The sequence below is a fragment of the Bradyrhizobium sp. Ghvi genome (genome assembly GCF_900115265.1).
Taxonomy (GTDB): Bacteria; Pseudomonadota; Alphaproteobacteria; order Rhizobiales; family Xanthobacteraceae; genus Bradyrhizobium.
On record NZ_FOVU01000004.1, the window covers coordinates 197,630 to 212,472 of the forward strand.

Consider the following 14,843-nt stretch of genomic DNA (forward strand, 5'->3'; position numbering starts at 1 on the left):
CTACTCGTCCAGGATCCAGGTGTCTTTGGTGCCGCCGCCCTGGCTCGAATTGACCACCAGGGAGCCTTCCTTCAGTGCCACGCGGGTGAGCCCGCCCGGCACGATTGTCGTGCTTTTGCTCCCGGTCAGCACGAAGGGCCGCAGGTCGACATGGCGCGGTGCGAGGCCGCTCGCCGTACAGGTCGGGCAGGTCGAGAGCGCCAGCGTCGGCTGCGCTATGAAACCTTCCGGCTCGCGCTTGAGCTTCTCGCGGAATGCTTCGATCGTCGCCTTGGTCGCGGCTGGGCCGATCAGCATGCCGTAGCCGCCGGAGCCGTGGACCTCCTTGACGACGAGTTCGCTCAAATTGTCCAATACGTAAGCCAGATCCTTCGGCTCGCGGCAGCGCCAGGTCGGCACGTTCTTCAGGATCGGCTCCTCGCCCAGATAGAATTTCACGATGTCGGGCATGTAGGAGTAGATCGCCTTGTCGTCGGCGATGCCGGTGCCGACGGCGTTGGCGAGGGTGATGTTGCCTGCCGCGTAGGCCGACATCAGTCCGGGCACACCGAGCACGGAGTCGGGTCGGAAGGTGAGGGGGTCGATGAAATCGTCGTCGACCCGGCGATAGATCACGTCGACCCGTTTCAGCCCCTCGGTCGTCCGCATGAACACTTCATTGTTCTTGACGACGAGGTCGCGGCCCTCGACCAACTCGACGCCGAGCTTGTCGGCGAGGAATGAGTGCTCGTAATAGGCCGAGTTGTAGACGCCCGGCGTGAGCAGCGCGACCGTCGGTTCGCCCGAGGCGCTATGCGGCGCGACCGAGCGGAGCGCGGCGAGCAACTCGTCCGGATAACGCTCGACCGGCGCCACCCTGTGGCGGGCGAACAGGTCCGGAAACAGCCGCATCATGATCTCGCGGTTTTCCAGCATGTAGGACACGCCCGAGGGGGTGCGCGCATTGTCCTCCAGCACGATGAAATCCTCGGCGTCGACCCGGACGATGTCGATGCCGGCGATGTGCACGTAGACGTCGTGCGGCACCTGCTGGCCGTTCATCTCGGGCCGGAACACCGGGTTCTGGAAGATCAGATCATCGGGCACGATCTCGGCGCGCAGGATCTCGCGGCCGTGATAGATGTCGCGCAGGAACATGTTCAGCGCCTTGACGCGCTGCTTTAGCCCCTTCTCCAGCACCGTCCATTCCTTGCCGGACATGATCCGTGGGATCACGTCAAACGGAATCAAGCGCTCGGTGGATTCGGACTCGCCATAGACCGCGAAGGTGATGCCGATGCGGCGGAACAGGAGCTCGGCCTCCTGGCGGCGATATTCGAGCGCCTCGGAAGGTGTCTCCTTGAGCCAGCGTGCCAGCTCCTGATAGGCAGGGCGAAGGTCCCCGCCGGGAATATTCATTTCATCAAACGCGACTGCCATAGATGCCGACTGTTCTCCCCAGGCGTTGCGCCAATGGTCAGGTCGATGAGGTCCAGGTGCAGACCGCAACGTCCTTGGCCATGCGGCAAGAGTGCATGACTTCGAGGAGGTAGCAAGGGGCGGGCCACCTCGATAAGCATGGAGAGAGGGCATTTGCCTGAGATGGCTGGGGCGGTGCCTGAAAAAATGGCTGAGGACTGCTTATTTCGACAGCAAAACCGCGTGACTTCAACGCGTTACCTCGGCAAAGTCGGGACTTGAGGTGAGGGATTTAAGGAATGAGCGAGATCGTCACGGCGGGCATTCTGGTCATCGGGGATGAAATCCTGTCCGGCCGGACCAAGGACAAGAATATCGGCTTCATCGCCGAATATTTGACCAATATAGGCATCGATTTGAAGGAAGTCCGGATCGTCTCCGACGAGGAGGATGACATCGTCGCCGCGTTGAATGCACTGCGGCAACGCTACACCTATGTCTTCACGACAGGTGGCATCGGGCCGACCCATGACGACATCACCGCCGACAGCGTTGCCAAGGCGTTCGGTGTCGGCATCGACCACCATCCCGAAGTGGTTGCCCGTTTCAGGGAGCGCTGGAGCGAGCAGGACCTCAACGAGGCCCGGCTGCGCATGGCGCGAATCCCCGATGGCGCCGAGCTGATCCAGAGCGCGACCATCCTCGCGCCTGGCTTCAAGATCGGCAATGTCATCGTCATGGCCGGTGTGCCCTCGATCATGCAGGCGATGATGGACATCGTTTCACCCAAGCTGAAATCCGGCGTCCGCATGCTGTCCGAATCGGTCCGGGCCAACGCGCGGGAAGGCGATATCGGCAGTCCGTTGCGGGCGATCGCCGCGGCGCATCCCGACACCATCATCGGCAGCTATCCCTTCATGGACGAGGAGCAGAAGCCGAACACGAACCTCGTGGTGCGCTCGCGCGATCCGGACAAGCTCGCCGCTGCAATGGCGGCCGTGAAGGAAATGCTGGCAGGATTGAACATCACCCGCTAGCAACCTGGCTGCCGGCAGACGAAGCAGGAGACGATAATGGCTGGTGAAATACCGCAATTGAGCGCAGAGGAACGGGCAGGTCGGCCCTTTCCGGTCTCGTGGGACCAATTCCACCGGGATTGCCGCGCGCTGACCTGGCGGCTCAACGAGGTCGGTCCGTTCCAGGCGGTGATCGCGATCACCCGCGGCGGCCTGGTGCCGGCCGCGATCGTGGCGCGTGAGCTCGGGGTTCGCATCATCGATACGGTTTGCATTGCAAGCTATGACCACGACAAGCAGGGCGACCTGAAAGTATTGAAGGGCATTTCGGAAGAGGTCATGAAACTCGGCGATGGCACCGGCAAGGGACTGCTGATCGTCGACGACCTCGTCGACACCGGCAAGACCGGCAAGCTGGTGCGCGAGATGCTGCCTGATGCGCATTTCGCCACCGTCTACGCCAAGCCGAAGGGCCGTCCGCTGGTCGACACCTTCATCACGGAAGTGTCGCAGGACACCTGGATCTTCTTCCCCTGGGACACCGCGCTGTCCTACCACCCGCCGCTGCGCGACGGCGCGGCGTGACCGAGGGAGTCATTCCGGGGCGATGCGAAGCATCGAGTCCGGAATCTCGAGATTCCGGGTTCGGTCCTGCGGACCGCCCCGGAATGAAGGCGTAACGGGCGCGCCAGCATGCCCCTGCAAAACCGCGTCACTCCGCTGGGCGACATCATCGCCACCCCACATCGCGGGATGTTCACAGGCAATCGCGGCATCATCCATGATCCCGCGACCAAGACGTTGCTCAACAAGCGCTGGTCAACGCCAGCCTGGATCACCTGCCTGTGTGAATTCCGCGGCTGGCGCCGGCCAGTGATGGCGCGGCGGAGCTGGACCGAGCTGTTCTTTCTCGACGAGGCCACCGCCTTTGCCGCGGGGCATCGCCCTTGTTTCTTCTGCCGCCGCGACGATGCCAAGCGGTTTCGGGCTGCATGGGAGAGGGGGAATGACGCGACCGGGATCAGCGCCAAGGCGATGGATGCCGTGCTCCATCGCGAGCGGCTGGATCGGGGCAGGAAGCGCCTGCACGCCTTGCCGGTGTCGCTTGTCGAACTGCCCGATGGCGCCATGGTGCAGCAGGGCGAACAGAGTTTTTTGGTGGTGCAGGGTCGGGCGCTCCTGTGGTCGGCGGCCGGCTATGTGGCCGATACACACGACCTCACGGAGCCCATGCTGCTGACACCGCCTTCGACGCTGCGCGCACTGAGCGCCGGCTACCGGCCGGTGCTGCATCCCTCTGCGTCAGGCTAGATCACCCGAGCTTCTCGCGCGCCAGCGCGGCGCCGGCGCCGAGTGCCATCAGCTTGGCTTCGGCGATTTCGCGCCGCATCGGCGCCATGCCGCAATTGGTGGTGGCGATGATGTTGCTCTTGGGCACGAATTTCGCGACAGCGTCGATCACCTGAACGACGTCCTCGGCGGTCTCGACCGTATCGCTGGCGACGTCGATGACGCCGGCCTGCACGATCTTGTTCTTCAGGAGCGCAAGCAGATCGAGCGGGACCTTCGAATTGCGGCACTCGATCGCGACCTGCTGGATCGGGCTGGCGTCGATCGCCGGGAAGATCTGCTCGTACTGTCGCCACTGGCTGCCCAACGTTTCCTTCCAATCGGTGTTGGCCTTGATGCCGTAGCCGTAGCAGATGTGCACGGCGGTGGTGCAGGTCAGCCCCTGAGCGGCGCGCTCCAACGCCTTGATGCCCCAATCGTTGACCTCGTCCATGTAGACGTTGAAGGCGGGCTCGTCGAACTGCACGAGATCGACGCCGTCGGCTTGCAGCGCCTTGGCTTCCTCGTTCAAAAGCTCGGCGAAGGCGAAGGCCATCTTGACGCGGTCGCCATAATAGCGGTCCGCGATGGTGTCGATGATGGTCATCGGGCCGGGCAGGGTGAATTTCAGCTTCTTGTTCGTATGCGTGCGTGCGACGCGCGCCTCGAAAGCGTGGACGCGATCCTTGAGCCGGAGCGGGGCGACCACCTGCGGCACCATCGCCTTGTAGCGGTCCTTGCGGATGCCCATCTCGACCTTGTGGGCGAAGTCGATGCCCTCGATCTTCTCCAGGAATCCGTGCACGAAATGCTGGCGGGCCTGTTCGCCCTCGGTGAGGATGTCGATGCCGGCGTCTTCCTGGATCTTGAGCCAGATCAGCGTCGCATCCCGCTTGGCGCGGAGAAGCTCGTCGCCTTGCGACTTCCAGGGCGCCCAGAGCATGTTGGGCTCGGCGAGCCATTCCGGCTTGGGCAAGGATCCGGCGATCGTCGTTGGAAACAGCATGGGTCCCTCCCGGCGGGTTGTGATTGCGCCTCTGTCTGCCATGTCTTAACGTCGAGGTACAGAACAACAAAAGTCGCCCTCTATTCCAGCGGCGAGGGCAGGGAAGGCCAAAGGACAAGGTCGTGATCGATCTCTATTACGCGCCGACGCCGAACGGCTGGAAAATCTCGATCATGCTGGAGGAGCTCGGGCTTCCCTATACCGTGAAACCCGTCAACATCCGCGCCGGCGAGCAGTTCGCGCCTGAGTTTCTGGCGATCTCCCCCAACAACCGCATTCCCGCAATCGTCGATCACGAGCCCGGCCCCGGAATGACGAGAACAAAGGAAACGCCATGATCGAATTCTTCTTCGACTGCTCGAGCCCCTGGACCTATCTCGCCTTCCACAACATCCAGCCGCTGGCGAAGGAGCTCGGCGCCGGGATCATTTGGCGGCCGATCCTGGTCGGCGGCATCTTCAACACGGTCAATCCCAGCGTCTACGCGCAACGTGAGAAACCCGTGCCGCTGAAGGCGCGCTACATGAAGAAGGATCTTCAGGATTGGGCGCGCTCGGCGGACCTCGCGATCAAGATGCCGCCAACGGTGTTTCCGGTGAACAGCGTCAAGGCGATGCGGGGCTGCATCTGGCTGGGAAAGGACATGGTGCCGTTCGCAACTGCCGTGTTCGAGACCTATTGGGGCGACGACAAGGACATCTCGCAAGACGCGGTGCTGGCCGATATCTGCAAGAAGGCCGGCGTCGACGAGCAGAAATTCTTTGCCGGCATCTCGGAGCAGGGCATCAAGGACCAGCTCAAGGCCAACACGGAAGAGGTGGTGGCGCGAGGCGGCTTCGGCTCGCCGACCATTTTTATCAACAAGACCGACATGTACTTCGGCAATGATCGCCTGCCGCTGATCCGCGAGGCGCTGCTGCGCAACAAGGCAAGCGCGGCCTGATGGCGCGGGCTGTCGTCTGCCGCACGCTCGGCGCGCCCGAAATGTTGCGGCTGGAAGAATTTCCATCGCGCGCCCTGAAGCCGGGAGAAGTGCGCGTCGCGATCCGCGCCGCCGGCTTGAACTTTCCTGATGTGCTGATGACAGCCGGCGAATATCAGCTCAAGCCGGAGCTGCCGTTCACGCCGGGCATGGAAGCCGCCGGAGACGTCACCGAGGTCGGCGCGGAGGCGGGGAGCGTTGCCGTCGGCGACAAGGTCATCGTGAAAATGCGCCACGGTGCTTTCGCTGATGAGGTAGTGGTGACGCCGTCGCAGCTCACCCCGAAGCCGTCGACCTTCGACTATGCGGAAGCTGCGACCTATCTCGCCGGCCACGGCACCGCCTATCACGCGCTGATCGACCGCGGCCGGGTCGAGCCGGGCGAGGTGCTGCTGGTCCACGGCGCCGGCGGCGGCGTGGGATTGGCAGCCGTCGAGATCGGCAAGATGCTGGGCGCCACCGTGATCGCGACCGCATCGAGCGACGAGAAGCTGGCGATCGCGAAGTCGCGCGGCGCCGATCATCTCGTCCGCTACGACCGCGAGCCGTTTCGCGAGGCCGTCAAGCGCGTCACCGACGGCCGCGGCGCCGACGTCGTGTTCGATCCCGTCGGCGGCCAGGTTTTCGAAGACTCGATGCGTTGCATCGCCTGGGGCGCACGGCTCCTGGTGATCGGCTTCACCGGCGGCATCGGTTCGGCCAAGACCAATCTGTTGCTGATCAAAGGCGCCAGCGTGCTCGGCGTCCGTGCAGGCGAAGCCGTACGCAGGAATCCGGCGCTCGGTGAGATCAGGCTGAAGGCGCTGCTCGCATGGGCGCAAGAAGGCAAGCTCCGCCCGAACGTCTCCCATCGCCTGCCGCTGCAGGACTGTGCGAAGGCGATGCGGCTGCTGATCGACCGAAAGGCGATCGGGCGCGTGGCGCTGGTGATGGAATGAAAGGGCCGCTAAATTGTAGGGGGGGTTAGCCGAAGGCGTAACCCACCTCTTCTATTTCCGCAGTGACGGAAGTGGTGGGTTACGCTTCGCTAACCCACCCTACGAGAGCTCTATTTATACTCCCGCTCCGTCCACCACGGGAAATAGTCCGGCATGTCGCTCGATACCTTGTTCTTGAACTGCGCCGGACGCTTTTCCAGGAACGACACCACGCCTTCCTTCACGTCGTCCGAGCGGCCGCGGGCGTAGATGCCGCGGCTGTCGACCTTGTGGGCCTCCATGGGATCGTCGGCGCCCATCATGCGCCACATCATCTGTCGGATCAGCGCGATCGAGACCGGTGCGGTCTTGGCGGCGAATTCCTTCGCCAGCGCGCGCGCGGTCGGCAAGAGATCGTCGGGAGCGACGACCCTGCTGACGAGGCGGCCGGCGAGCGCTTCCTGCGCAGGGAAGACGCGGCCGGAATAGCACCATTCCAGCGCCTGCGAGATGCCGACGATGCGCGGCAGGAACCAGCTCGAGGCCGCCTCCGGCACGATGCCGCGCTGGGAGAACACGAAGCCGAAGCGCGCGGCCTCGGATGCGATGCGGATGTCCATCGCCAGCTGCATGGTGACGCCGATGCCGACGGCAGGGCCGTTCACCGCCGCGATGACGGGCTTCAGGCATTTGAAGATGCGCAAGGTGACCTGACCGCCGCCATCGCGCACCTGCGGATCGCTGTAATCGACCTTGCCGTCGGCAAAGCGCTTCACCGGCCCGCGCCGCGCGTCGCGATCGAACGTATCGGCGCCCGACGACAGATCCGCGCCTGCGCAAAAACCGCGGCCTGCGCCGGTGACGATGATGGCGCGCACATTGTCGTCCTTGTCGGCGGCGTCGAAGGCGTCGATCAATTCGGCCTGCATCTGCGCGTTGAAGGCGTTGAGCTTGTCGGGCCGGTTCAGCGTGATGGTGAGGATCTGCTCGGCGACCTCGTATTTAATGGTCTCATACGCCATGTGGTTTCCTTCCTTGTTTCTTGTCGTTCTCTCTATCACGTCATTCCGGGGCGCGCGAAGCGCGAGCCCGGAATCCATAACCACCATCGTGAGTATGGATTCCGGGCTCGCGCCAAGAGGCGCGCCCCGGAGTGACGAAAGAGTGGTTACTTCACCGGCGGCTTCGGCCACGGCCTTTGCGCGCCGCGCAGGCCCTCGAACGCCTTGGCCATGCCGAGCACGCCGATATCGTCAAAGCGGCGGCCGACGATCTGCACACCGATGGGAAAACCCGTGGCGTCGAAGCCGCCATTGATCGAGACCGCCGGGTTTTCCGACATATTCCACGGCACGGTATAGGCGATGTGCTCGAACGGCTTCATGGGATCATTTGTCGGCGAGGCCCAGTCCGCCGGGTAGTTCACGTTCGGCGCGGTCGGCGAGATCACGTAATCGATCTCGCAGAAAAGCTTCGATGCAGCCGCGCGGATCGCCATGGTCTGGTTGAAGCCGCGGATCACGTCGACGCCGGAGAGCTTTGCGCCTGATGCGCCCCATTTGAAGATGTAGGGCAACACCTTGGCCTGTTCGGCCGGCGTCAGCCTGGACAGATCGTCCCACATCCGCGCGCGCCAGAAATTGTCGAGACCGTCGAGCATCTCGCGCGTGAGGATGCCATCGACTTCGGTGACGACGCTGCCTGCGGACTCGAAAGCCTTCGCGGCCTTCACGGCGACCTCACGCACCGGCTTCTCCAGTGCCATGCCGCAGCCGGCATCGAGCATCAGGCCGATGCGCAGTTTGCGCGGGGACTTCTCGAGGCCTTTCCAGTTCAGCGGCTCGGCGGGCAGGCTCATGCCGTCGCGGCGGTCCGGTTTTGCGATCACGCTCATCATCAGCGCGCAATCGTCGACCGTGCGGGTCATCGGGCCGGCGACGCGGCCGACATAGGTGGGGTCGACCGGCACGCGGCCAAAGCTCGGCTTCAGGCCGACGAGGCCGCACCAACCCGCCGGCAGGCGTACCGAGCCGCCGATGTCGGTGCCGAGATGCAGCGGGCCGTAACCGGCCGCTCCTGCGGCGCCGGCGCCCGCGCTGGAGCCGCCGGGATTCTTGGTGAGGTCCCATGGATTGCGCGCCAGCGCGTGGAACGAGGACAGTCCCGACGACAGCATGCCGTAATCGGGCATGGTAGTCTTGGCAAAGATGACCGCGCCTGACTCGCGCAGCCGCGCGGCGGGCGGCGCGTCCTTCTCCGCCGGCACCAGCTTGACGCTGGCGGCGCCCAGCGGCACCGGCACGCCCCTGGTCGCGATATTGTCCTTCACCGTGACAGGCACGCCGTCGAGCGCGCCCGACGGTTCGCCGCCGGACCAGCGTGCCGTCGAAGCCTCGGCGGCCTCGCGCGCGCCATCAGGATCGAACGCATAGAGCGCCTTCAGGTGCGGCTCCCACGCAGCGACATGCGCGAGCAGATCCTCCAGCACCTCGCTCGGCGAGAACTGCTTTGCGCGATAGCCCGCGATCAGATCGACCGCGGACAGGTCGTGCAGCGAGGTGACCGCCTCCTCGACGCTCTTCTTCATTGCTAGCCTACCGGCATGCGCGTTTCGATGATCCGTGCGAACATGCTGGCGCCGATCGGCAGGATCTTGTCGTCGAGCACGAAGCCGGGATTGTGCACCGGCACCGAGCCGTCGTGACCGACCCAGAAATAGGCGCCGGGAATGGTCTCCAGCATGTCGGCAAAATCCTCGCTGCCCATTTTCGGCTGGGTGCGGGTGATCACGTTGGCGGGGTCGACGATGGTGCGGGCGACCTCTTCGACCACCTTGGACTGCTCGACCTGGTTGACCAGCACGTTGAATGTGTCGCGGATGTCGACATCGATCGCGCACTCATAGGCGCTGGCAATGCCCGCGCAGATGGTGCGGATGCGTTCGCTGACCAAGGTGCGGACTTCCTTCGAGAAGGTGCGGATGGTGCCGCAGAGATGCGCATCGCCGGGAATGACGTTGTAGGCGGAGCCCGCATGGATCTGGGTAATCGACACCACCGCAGCCTGCAGCGGCTCGACGTTGCGGCTGACGACGGTCTGGATCGCCTGCGCCAGCGTGGTCGCGATCACGACCGCGTCCTTGGAGCGCTCGGGCATCGCGCCATGCGCGCCATAGCCGGTGATGCGGAGGTCGAAGAAGTCGGCGCTGGCCATCGCCGGGCCGGGCAGGATCGCGATCTCGCCGTGGTTGAGGTCGGGCGCGTTGTGCAGGCCATAGAGCTCGTCGCACGGAAATTTCTCGAACAGGCCGTCCTTGATCATGGCGCGGGCGCCCCCCAGGCCTTCCTCCGCCGGCTGGAAGATCAGGTGCACGGTGCCGTCGAAATTCCTGGTCTCGGCGAGATAGCGCGCGGTGCCGAGCAGCATGGTGGTGTGGCCGTCATGACCGCAGCCGTGGAAGCGGCCGGGAATCTTCGAGCTCCATTTCAGATTGGTGTTCTCTTCCATCGGCAGCGCGTCCATGTCGGCGCGCAGCCCGATGCGCTTGCTGCCGGAACCCTTGCCCTTGATGACGCCGATCACGCCGGTGCCGCCGAGACCGCGATGCACCTCGATGCCCCAGCTCGTCAGCTTGTCGGCGACGATGCCGGAGGTACGCACCTCCTCGAATCCGATCTCGGGATGAGCGTGGAGGTCGCGGCGGATGGCAGTGAGTTCGTCGGCGTAGCCGTCGATGCGGTCAATGGTGGGCATGTGTCCTGTCCGGTTAGCGTGAAGAAGGATCGAAAGCGGGGCCGTTCGGCTTGATGCGGATACCCGGACGCAGGCGCGTCCAGGGGAGGGACGCGGTGTCGGCCGGCATCGCGCCGGGCGCGGCGCAGATCATCAGCTTTTCCGCGATCGGCTCGAAATCGGCGCGGAAATGCACCGAGCTCTTGTTGACCAGAATCTTCTCCTGGGTCGGCTCGATGCCGACATAGCGGTACATCGCCTGGTCGGCGAGTTGCGCCTTATGCGAGGAGACGACAACGCGGACGTCGCCGATGCGCAAGGCCGCCGATGGGCCCATCTCCATCTCGCGGCCGCCATAGTAGGGGCCGGGCGCGATGAAACGTCCGTCGGAGAGTTTTTCGACCACGAAGGTCTCACGATAGGGCTCGTCGCCGGGAATGCCTGACTTGCCGCCAAGCGACAGCGTCACGGTGGCGCCGACGCCGGCTGCATGCGCGGCCTTGGCCGATTCCGGATCATATATTGCGCCGGTGGCAGCGCTCGCCTTGTTGCGCACCAGCGCGCGCAGCATGCCTGTCGTGTCGGAATCGCCACCGGCGCCGGGATTGTCCTGGGTGTCGGCGATGATGATCGGCTTGCTCGCGCTCTTCGCAAGTTCCATGGCGTGGCGCACACCGTCATCAGGCGTCCAGATCTTGCCGTCGAAATCGTCCTCGTGGCTTTCGATCAGCCTGACGATCGCCTCCGCCGCGCGATCGGCGTCGTCTTGCGTCTTGCCATAGGCGAACACGCTCGGCCCGCAGTCGCGGAAATCGGCGGCGGGGAAGCCGGGCGCAAAGGACAGCGTCGGAACCGCATCGCTCTCCAGCGCGGCGAGCTTCTCGTAGATGCCCTTGGTGGGGAAGTCGTTGGTGCATTGCCAGCTGATCGCGATCAGGAAAGGCAATTGCCGGAACGACTTTGCCAGGCGCTGCTTCGTCTTCAGCAGCAGGGCGAGGTGCTTTGCGCAGGCGCGGCCGGTCTCGGCCATGTCGACATGGGGATAGGTGCGGTAGGCGATCAGCGCGTCCGCATGTTCCATCATCGTGGGCGTAACGTTGGCGTGCAGGTCGAGGCTCGCGACCAGCGGCACGTCCTTACCGATGACGCGGCGCACGCGCGCCAAAATCTCGCCTTCGCCGTCGTCGAGATGCTCGGTCACCATGGCGCCGTGCAGGTCGAGATAAACGGCGTCGATCGGGCCGGCAGCCGCGATGCCGTCGACCATCACCTTCACGATGCGCTCGAAGGCGTCCTCGGTGACATGCGCAGAAGGGCTCGCGCCGCAGGCGATGGTCGGAACGAGTTCCCACCCGTTGGCTTCCGCGCTGTCGACGAAACCGGCCAGCCCGACATTGATGCGTCGCATCACCTTCAAGACGTCGGCCCCCACAGTCATCGCCGGCCAGCCGCCGCCATGCTGGAAGTCGGCGAAGGTCGCCTTTGTCGGGGCGAAAGTGTTGGTTTCGTGCAGGAAGCCGCCGACGGCGATGCGTGTCATCAATGCAAGTCCGATCAATCAAGAGTGCGCGAAATTAGCCATGGCCTTGCAGGGAGGGCAAGGCGGGAAGCAATCGCGCAATGCATGGGATCAAGACGTTTTGGGAATGCGTGCCGCGCACACCGTCATTGCGAGCGCAGCGAAGCAAATCCAGAGTCTTTCCGCGGAGGAAGTCTGGATTTGCTTCGCTGCGCTCGCAATGACGAGGGGGAAGACCTACGCGCTCGCCCCCACACCTTCCGACACCGGCCGGAAGTTCGCAAAATCCCAGTTGCGCCCTGGTGCCGCATCGAGCAACGCCCGGGTGTAGGCTTCCTGCGGGTGTGTCAACACCTCCGCCGCGGGCCCCTGTTCGACCACGCGGCCGTGCTGCATCACCACGACCTCATCGCAAATCTGCGCGGCGACACGCAAATCGTGGCTGATGAACAGGATGGCGATGCCGAGCCGCTTCTGGATCTCGTCGAGCAGTTCCAGCACCTGGGCCTGCACGGAGACGTCGAGTGCGGAGACCGCTTCGTCCGCCACCAGCACGTCGGGATCGAGCGCGAGCGCACGCGCGATCGCAATGCGCTGGCGCTGGCCGCCGGAGAACTGGTGCGGATAGCGCGACACCGCGTCGGCGGGCAGGCCGACCAGCTCGAGCAATTCGCGGGCCCGCTTCATCGCATCGGCATGCGAGACGCCATAATTGATCGGGCCTTCCGCGATGCTCTCGCCGACGCTGACACGCGGGTTGAGCGAGCGGTACGGATCCTGGAACACGATCTGGATCTTCTGCCGGTGCGGCTGCAGCAGGCGGCGCGAGATGTCCGAGATCTCGCGGCCGGACAGGCGCACGCCGCCGGAGGTCGGATCGATCAGGCGCACGATGCAGCGCGCCACCGTCGACTTGCCGGAGCCGCTTTCGCCGACGATGCCGAGCGTGCGGCCCTTGCGCAGCGTCAGCGTCACCTTGTCGGCGGCGACGACCTCGCGGCCTTTACCGAAGAACGCGCGCTCCTTGTAGATCTTGCTGAGGTCGTTGGCCTCCAGCACGATCGGCTCGCGGCTCTCCTCGCGCGGCGGCCGCGGCACCAGGCTCGGCACCGAGGCGAGCAGGTTGCGGGTATATTCCATCGTGGGATTGCGCAGCACGGCCTCGAGCGCGCCGGTTTCGACCAGGCGGCCCTGCCGCATGACAGCGACGCGGTCGGCGATCTCGGCGACCACGCCCATGTCATGGGTGATGAACAGCACGGCGGTGCCATGATCGCGCTGCAGCTCGCGGATCAGGGACAGGATCTGCTTCTGCGTGGTGACGTCGAGCGCGGTGGTCGGCTCATCGGCGATCAGCAGCTTCGGCTCCAGCACCAGCGCCATTGCGATCATGATGCGCTGGCGCTGGCCGCCGGAGAGGCGGTGCGGGTAGGAGGCGAAGATGCGCTCGACCTGGGGTAGGTGGACCTGCTCCATCATGTCGAGGATAAGCTTCCTGCGCGTCCTGGCATCGTGATCGGTGTGGGCACGCAAGACCTCGTCGATCTGGCGGCCCACCGGCACGACCGGATTGAGCGCGGTCATCGGCTCCTGGAAGATCATGGCCATCTTGGTCGCCCGCAACTGGCGCAGGCGCCGGTCGGTCGCGGTGAGGATCTCCTCGCCGACGAGCTTCACGCTGCCACCTGATGGAACCAGCGTGCCCTTCGGCAAGAGGCCCATGGTGGTGAGCGAGGTCACTGACTTGCCCGAGCCGCTTTCGCCGACGAGGCACAGCGTCTCGCCCTCGCGCACCTGGATCGAGATGCCGTCGATGATCTTTGGCCCGCCCGGCTTCTTGCCGACGGAGACGACGAGGTTGTTGATGTCGAGGATAGTGTCGGTCATGCGAGTTCTTTCGTCATTCCGGGGCGCGCGTCAGCGCGAACTACGGTGCGCAATTGCGCACCGGAGAACCTATCGGGCCGCAACACAAGTCGTGAAATGGATTCCGGGTTCGCGACTGCGTCGCGCCCCGGAATGACCGAACTCCCGGTGGTCACTTGCCCTCCCGCTGCTTCATGCGGGGATCGAGTGCGTCGCGGGCGGCGTCGCCGATTAGGTTGATGCTGAGGATGGCGATCGAGAGCAAGAGGCCCGGCCAGAAGATCAGCGTCGGCTTGAGCTGAAAATACTGGCGGCCCTCGGCCATGATGTTGCCCCAGGTCGGCGTCTCCGGCGAGATGCCTGCGCCGAGGAAGGAGAGGATGGCCTCGGTGAGGATGGCGGAGGCACAGACGTAGGTGCCCTGGACGATGAGCGGCGCGATCGTGTTCGGCATCAGATGCCGCCACATGATCTTGGGCAGCGACGATCCGACCGAGATCGCCGCTTCCACATAAGGCTCCTCGCGGGCGGACAGCACGACCGAGCGTACGAGGCGCGCTACGCGCGGGACTTCAGGAATGGTGATCGCGATCAGTACGGTCCAGATGCTGGCGCCTGATAGCGAGACCACGGCGATCGCCAGCAGGATGCTCGGCATCGCCATCAGGCCGTCCATGATGCGCATCATCACGGCATCGACCAGCTTGAAGAAACCGGAGACCAGACCGATCGCGAGCCCGATGGCGATCGAGAAGATCGCCGAGCCGATGCCGATCAGGAGCGAGATGCGGCCGCCATAGATGACGCGCGACAACAGGTCACGGCCATAGGGGTCGGTGCCGAGCAGGAACTGCGCAGACGAAGGCTTGAGGCGCTGCGAGGGCGCAAGCTGGATCGGATCGTGCGGCGCGATCAGCGGCGCCAGGATCGAGATCACGATGATCAACGTGAGCAGGATCGTGGCTGCCGCGATGATCGGCGTCGAGGTGAGGAATCCGAGGCGCGGCCGCAGCGGCGACGTGATCGGAATGGAGGACTGAGGAAGGCTATCGACCGTCATGGTTGTTCTTGTCCTTGG

The 14,843-nt window shown here is 64.5% G+C and carries 13 protein-coding genes and 1 pseudogene; 6 read left to right on the forward strand and 8 right to left on the reverse strand.

Annotated features, from left to right (window positions below; genetic code table 11):
• A complete protein-coding gene (locus tag BM374_RS16340) occupies window positions 1-1,419 on the reverse strand; it encodes a circularly permuted type 2 ATP-grasp protein (protein WP_092293906.1) in 1,419 nt (472 codons plus the stop codon).
• 278 nt (window positions 1,420-1,697) lie between these two features.
• On the opposite strand from BM374_RS16340, the gene BM374_RS16345 reads away from it, so the two are divergent.
• The 3 genes from BM374_RS16345 to BM374_RS16355 all read left to right on the forward strand — a co-directional run bounded on the left by BM374_RS16345 (window position 1,698) and on the right by BM374_RS16355 (window position 3,725).
• Entirely contained in the window at window positions 1,698-2,435 is a 738-nt protein-coding gene (locus tag BM374_RS16345; protein WP_092293908.1) for a competence/damage-inducible protein A, read from the forward strand.
• A gap of 36 nt (window positions 2,436-2,471) precedes the next feature.
• Window positions 2,472-2,999: a xanthine phosphoribosyltransferase gene (gene gpt / locus BM374_RS16350; protein WP_092293910.1), complete on the forward strand. Its 528-nt coding sequence runs from the start codon at window positions 2,472-2,474 to the stop codon at window positions 2,997-2,999.
• Between the two features lie 108 nt (window positions 3,000-3,107).
• Window positions 3,108-3,725: a hypothetical protein gene (locus tag BM374_RS16355; protein WP_092293912.1), complete on the forward strand. Its 618-nt coding sequence runs from the start codon at window positions 3,108-3,110 to the stop codon at window positions 3,723-3,725.
• A gap of 1 nt (window position 3,726) precedes the next feature.
• Here BM374_RS16355 and BM374_RS16360 read toward each other — a convergent pair whose 3' ends face one another.
• Window positions 3,727-4,749, reverse strand: coding sequence for a methionine synthase (locus BM374_RS16360; protein WP_092293913.1), 1,023 nt, complete (start codon window positions 4,747-4,749; stop codon window positions 3,727-3,729).
• Between the two features lie 122 nt (window positions 4,750-4,871).
• Between BM374_RS16360 and BM374_RS16365 the strand changes: the two are divergent.
• From BM374_RS16365 to BM374_RS16375, 3 genes and pseudogenes are all read left to right on the forward strand, one after another.
• A pseudogene (locus BM374_RS16365) lies at window positions 4,872-5,060 on the forward strand (glutathione S-transferase N-terminal domain-containing protein); the annotation flags it as partial.
• Window positions 5,061-5,083: 23 nt separating this feature from the next.
• On the forward strand, window positions 5,084-5,692 hold the full coding sequence (locus BM374_RS16370) for a 2-hydroxychromene-2-carboxylate isomerase (protein WP_092293915.1): 609 nt from the start codon (window positions 5,084-5,086) through the stop codon (window positions 5,690-5,692).
• On the forward strand, window positions 5,692-6,669 hold the full coding sequence (locus tag BM374_RS16375; RefSeq protein WP_092293917.1) for an NADPH:quinone oxidoreductase family protein: 978 nt from the start codon (window positions 5,692-5,694) through the stop codon (window positions 6,667-6,669). Before BM374_RS16370 ends, BM374_RS16375 begins: the two co-directional genes overlap by 1 nt.
• A gap of 110 nt (window positions 6,670-6,779) precedes the next feature.
• Here BM374_RS16375 and BM374_RS16380 read toward each other — a convergent pair whose 3' ends face one another.
• The 6 genes from BM374_RS16380 to BM374_RS16405 form a co-directional block, all read right to left on the reverse strand.
• Entirely contained in the window at window positions 6,780-7,670 is an 891-nt protein-coding gene (locus BM374_RS16380) for a crotonase/enoyl-CoA hydratase family protein (protein WP_092293919.1), read from the reverse strand.
• A 146-nt stretch (window positions 7,671-7,816) separates the two neighbouring features.
• Window positions 7,817-9,235, reverse strand: coding sequence for an amidase (locus tag BM374_RS16385; RefSeq protein WP_092293921.1), 1,419 nt, complete (start codon window positions 9,233-9,235; stop codon window positions 7,817-7,819).
• A 2-nt stretch (window positions 9,236-9,237) separates the two neighbouring features.
• A complete protein-coding gene (locus BM374_RS16390; protein ID WP_092293923.1) occupies window positions 9,238-10,401 on the reverse strand; it encodes a M20 aminoacylase family protein in 1,164 nt (387 codons plus the stop codon).
• 13 nt (window positions 10,402-10,414) lie between these two features.
• The gene (locus tag BM374_RS16395) at window positions 10,415-11,920 is read right to left on the reverse strand and encodes a M81 family metallopeptidase (RefSeq protein ID WP_092293925.1); all 1,506 of its coding nucleotides are present in this window, start codon (window positions 11,918-11,920) and stop codon (window positions 10,415-10,417) included.
• 216 nt (window positions 11,921-12,136) lie between these two features.
• Window positions 12,137-13,786 carry an ABC transporter ATP-binding protein gene (locus tag BM374_RS16400; protein ID WP_092293927.1) on the reverse strand — a complete coding sequence of 550 codons (1,650 nt, stop codon included), beginning with the start codon at window positions 13,784-13,786 and terminating at the stop codon, window positions 12,137-12,139.
• A gap of 151 nt (window positions 13,787-13,937) precedes the next feature.
• Window positions 13,938-14,825, reverse strand: coding sequence for an ABC transporter permease (locus BM374_RS16405; RefSeq protein WP_092293929.1), 888 nt, complete (start codon window positions 14,823-14,825; stop codon window positions 13,938-13,940).
• Window positions 14,826-14,843: the final 18 nt, after the last annotated feature.

Bases quoted from the DNA above. Each gene is read 5' to 3' on its own strand.
- gpt (WP_092293910.1), top strand. From the start codon at position 2,472: ATGGCTGGTGAAATACCGCAATTGAGCGCAGAGGAACGGGCAGGTCGG.
- BM374_RS16355 (WP_092293912.1), top strand. From the start codon at position 3,108: ATGCCCCTGCAAAACCGCGTCACTCCGCTGGGCGACATCATCGCCACC.
- BM374_RS16380 (WP_092293919.1), bottom strand. From the start codon at position 7,670: ATGGCGTATGAGACCATTAAATACGAGGTCGCCGAGCAGATCCTCACC.
- BM374_RS16400 (WP_092293927.1), bottom strand. From the start codon at position 13,786: ATGACCGACACTATCCTCGACATCAACAACCTCGTCGTCTCCGTCGGC.
- BM374_RS16360 (WP_092293913.1), bottom strand. From the start codon at position 4,749: ATGCTGTTTCCAACGACGATCGCCGGATCCTTGCCCAAGCCGGAATGG.
- BM374_RS16390 (WP_092293923.1), bottom strand. From the start codon at position 10,401: ATGCCCACCATTGACCGCATCGACGGCTACGCCGACGAACTCACTGCC.
- BM374_RS16370 (WP_092293915.1), top strand. From the start codon at position 5,084: ATGATCGAATTCTTCTTCGACTGCTCGAGCCCCTGGACCTATCTCGCC.
- BM374_RS16395 (WP_092293925.1), bottom strand. From the start codon at position 11,920: ATGACACGCATCGCCGTCGGCGGCTTCCTGCACGAAACCAACACTTTC.
- BM374_RS16385 (WP_092293921.1), bottom strand. From the start codon at position 9,235: ATGAAGAAGAGCGTCGAGGAGGCGGTCACCTCGCTGCACGACCTGTCC.
- BM374_RS16345 (WP_092293908.1), top strand. From the start codon at position 1,698: ATGAGCGAGATCGTCACGGCGGGCATTCTGGTCATCGGGGATGAAATC.
- BM374_RS16340 (WP_092293906.1), bottom strand. From the start codon at position 1,419: ATGGCAGTCGCGTTTGATGAAATGAATATTCCCGGCGGGGACCTTCGC.
- BM374_RS16375 (WP_092293917.1), top strand. From the start codon at position 5,692: ATGGCGCGGGCTGTCGTCTGCCGCACGCTCGGCGCGCCCGAAATGTTG.
- BM374_RS16405 (WP_092293929.1), bottom strand. From the start codon at position 14,825: ATGACGGTCGATAGCCTTCCTCAGTCCTCCATTCCGATCACGTCGCCG.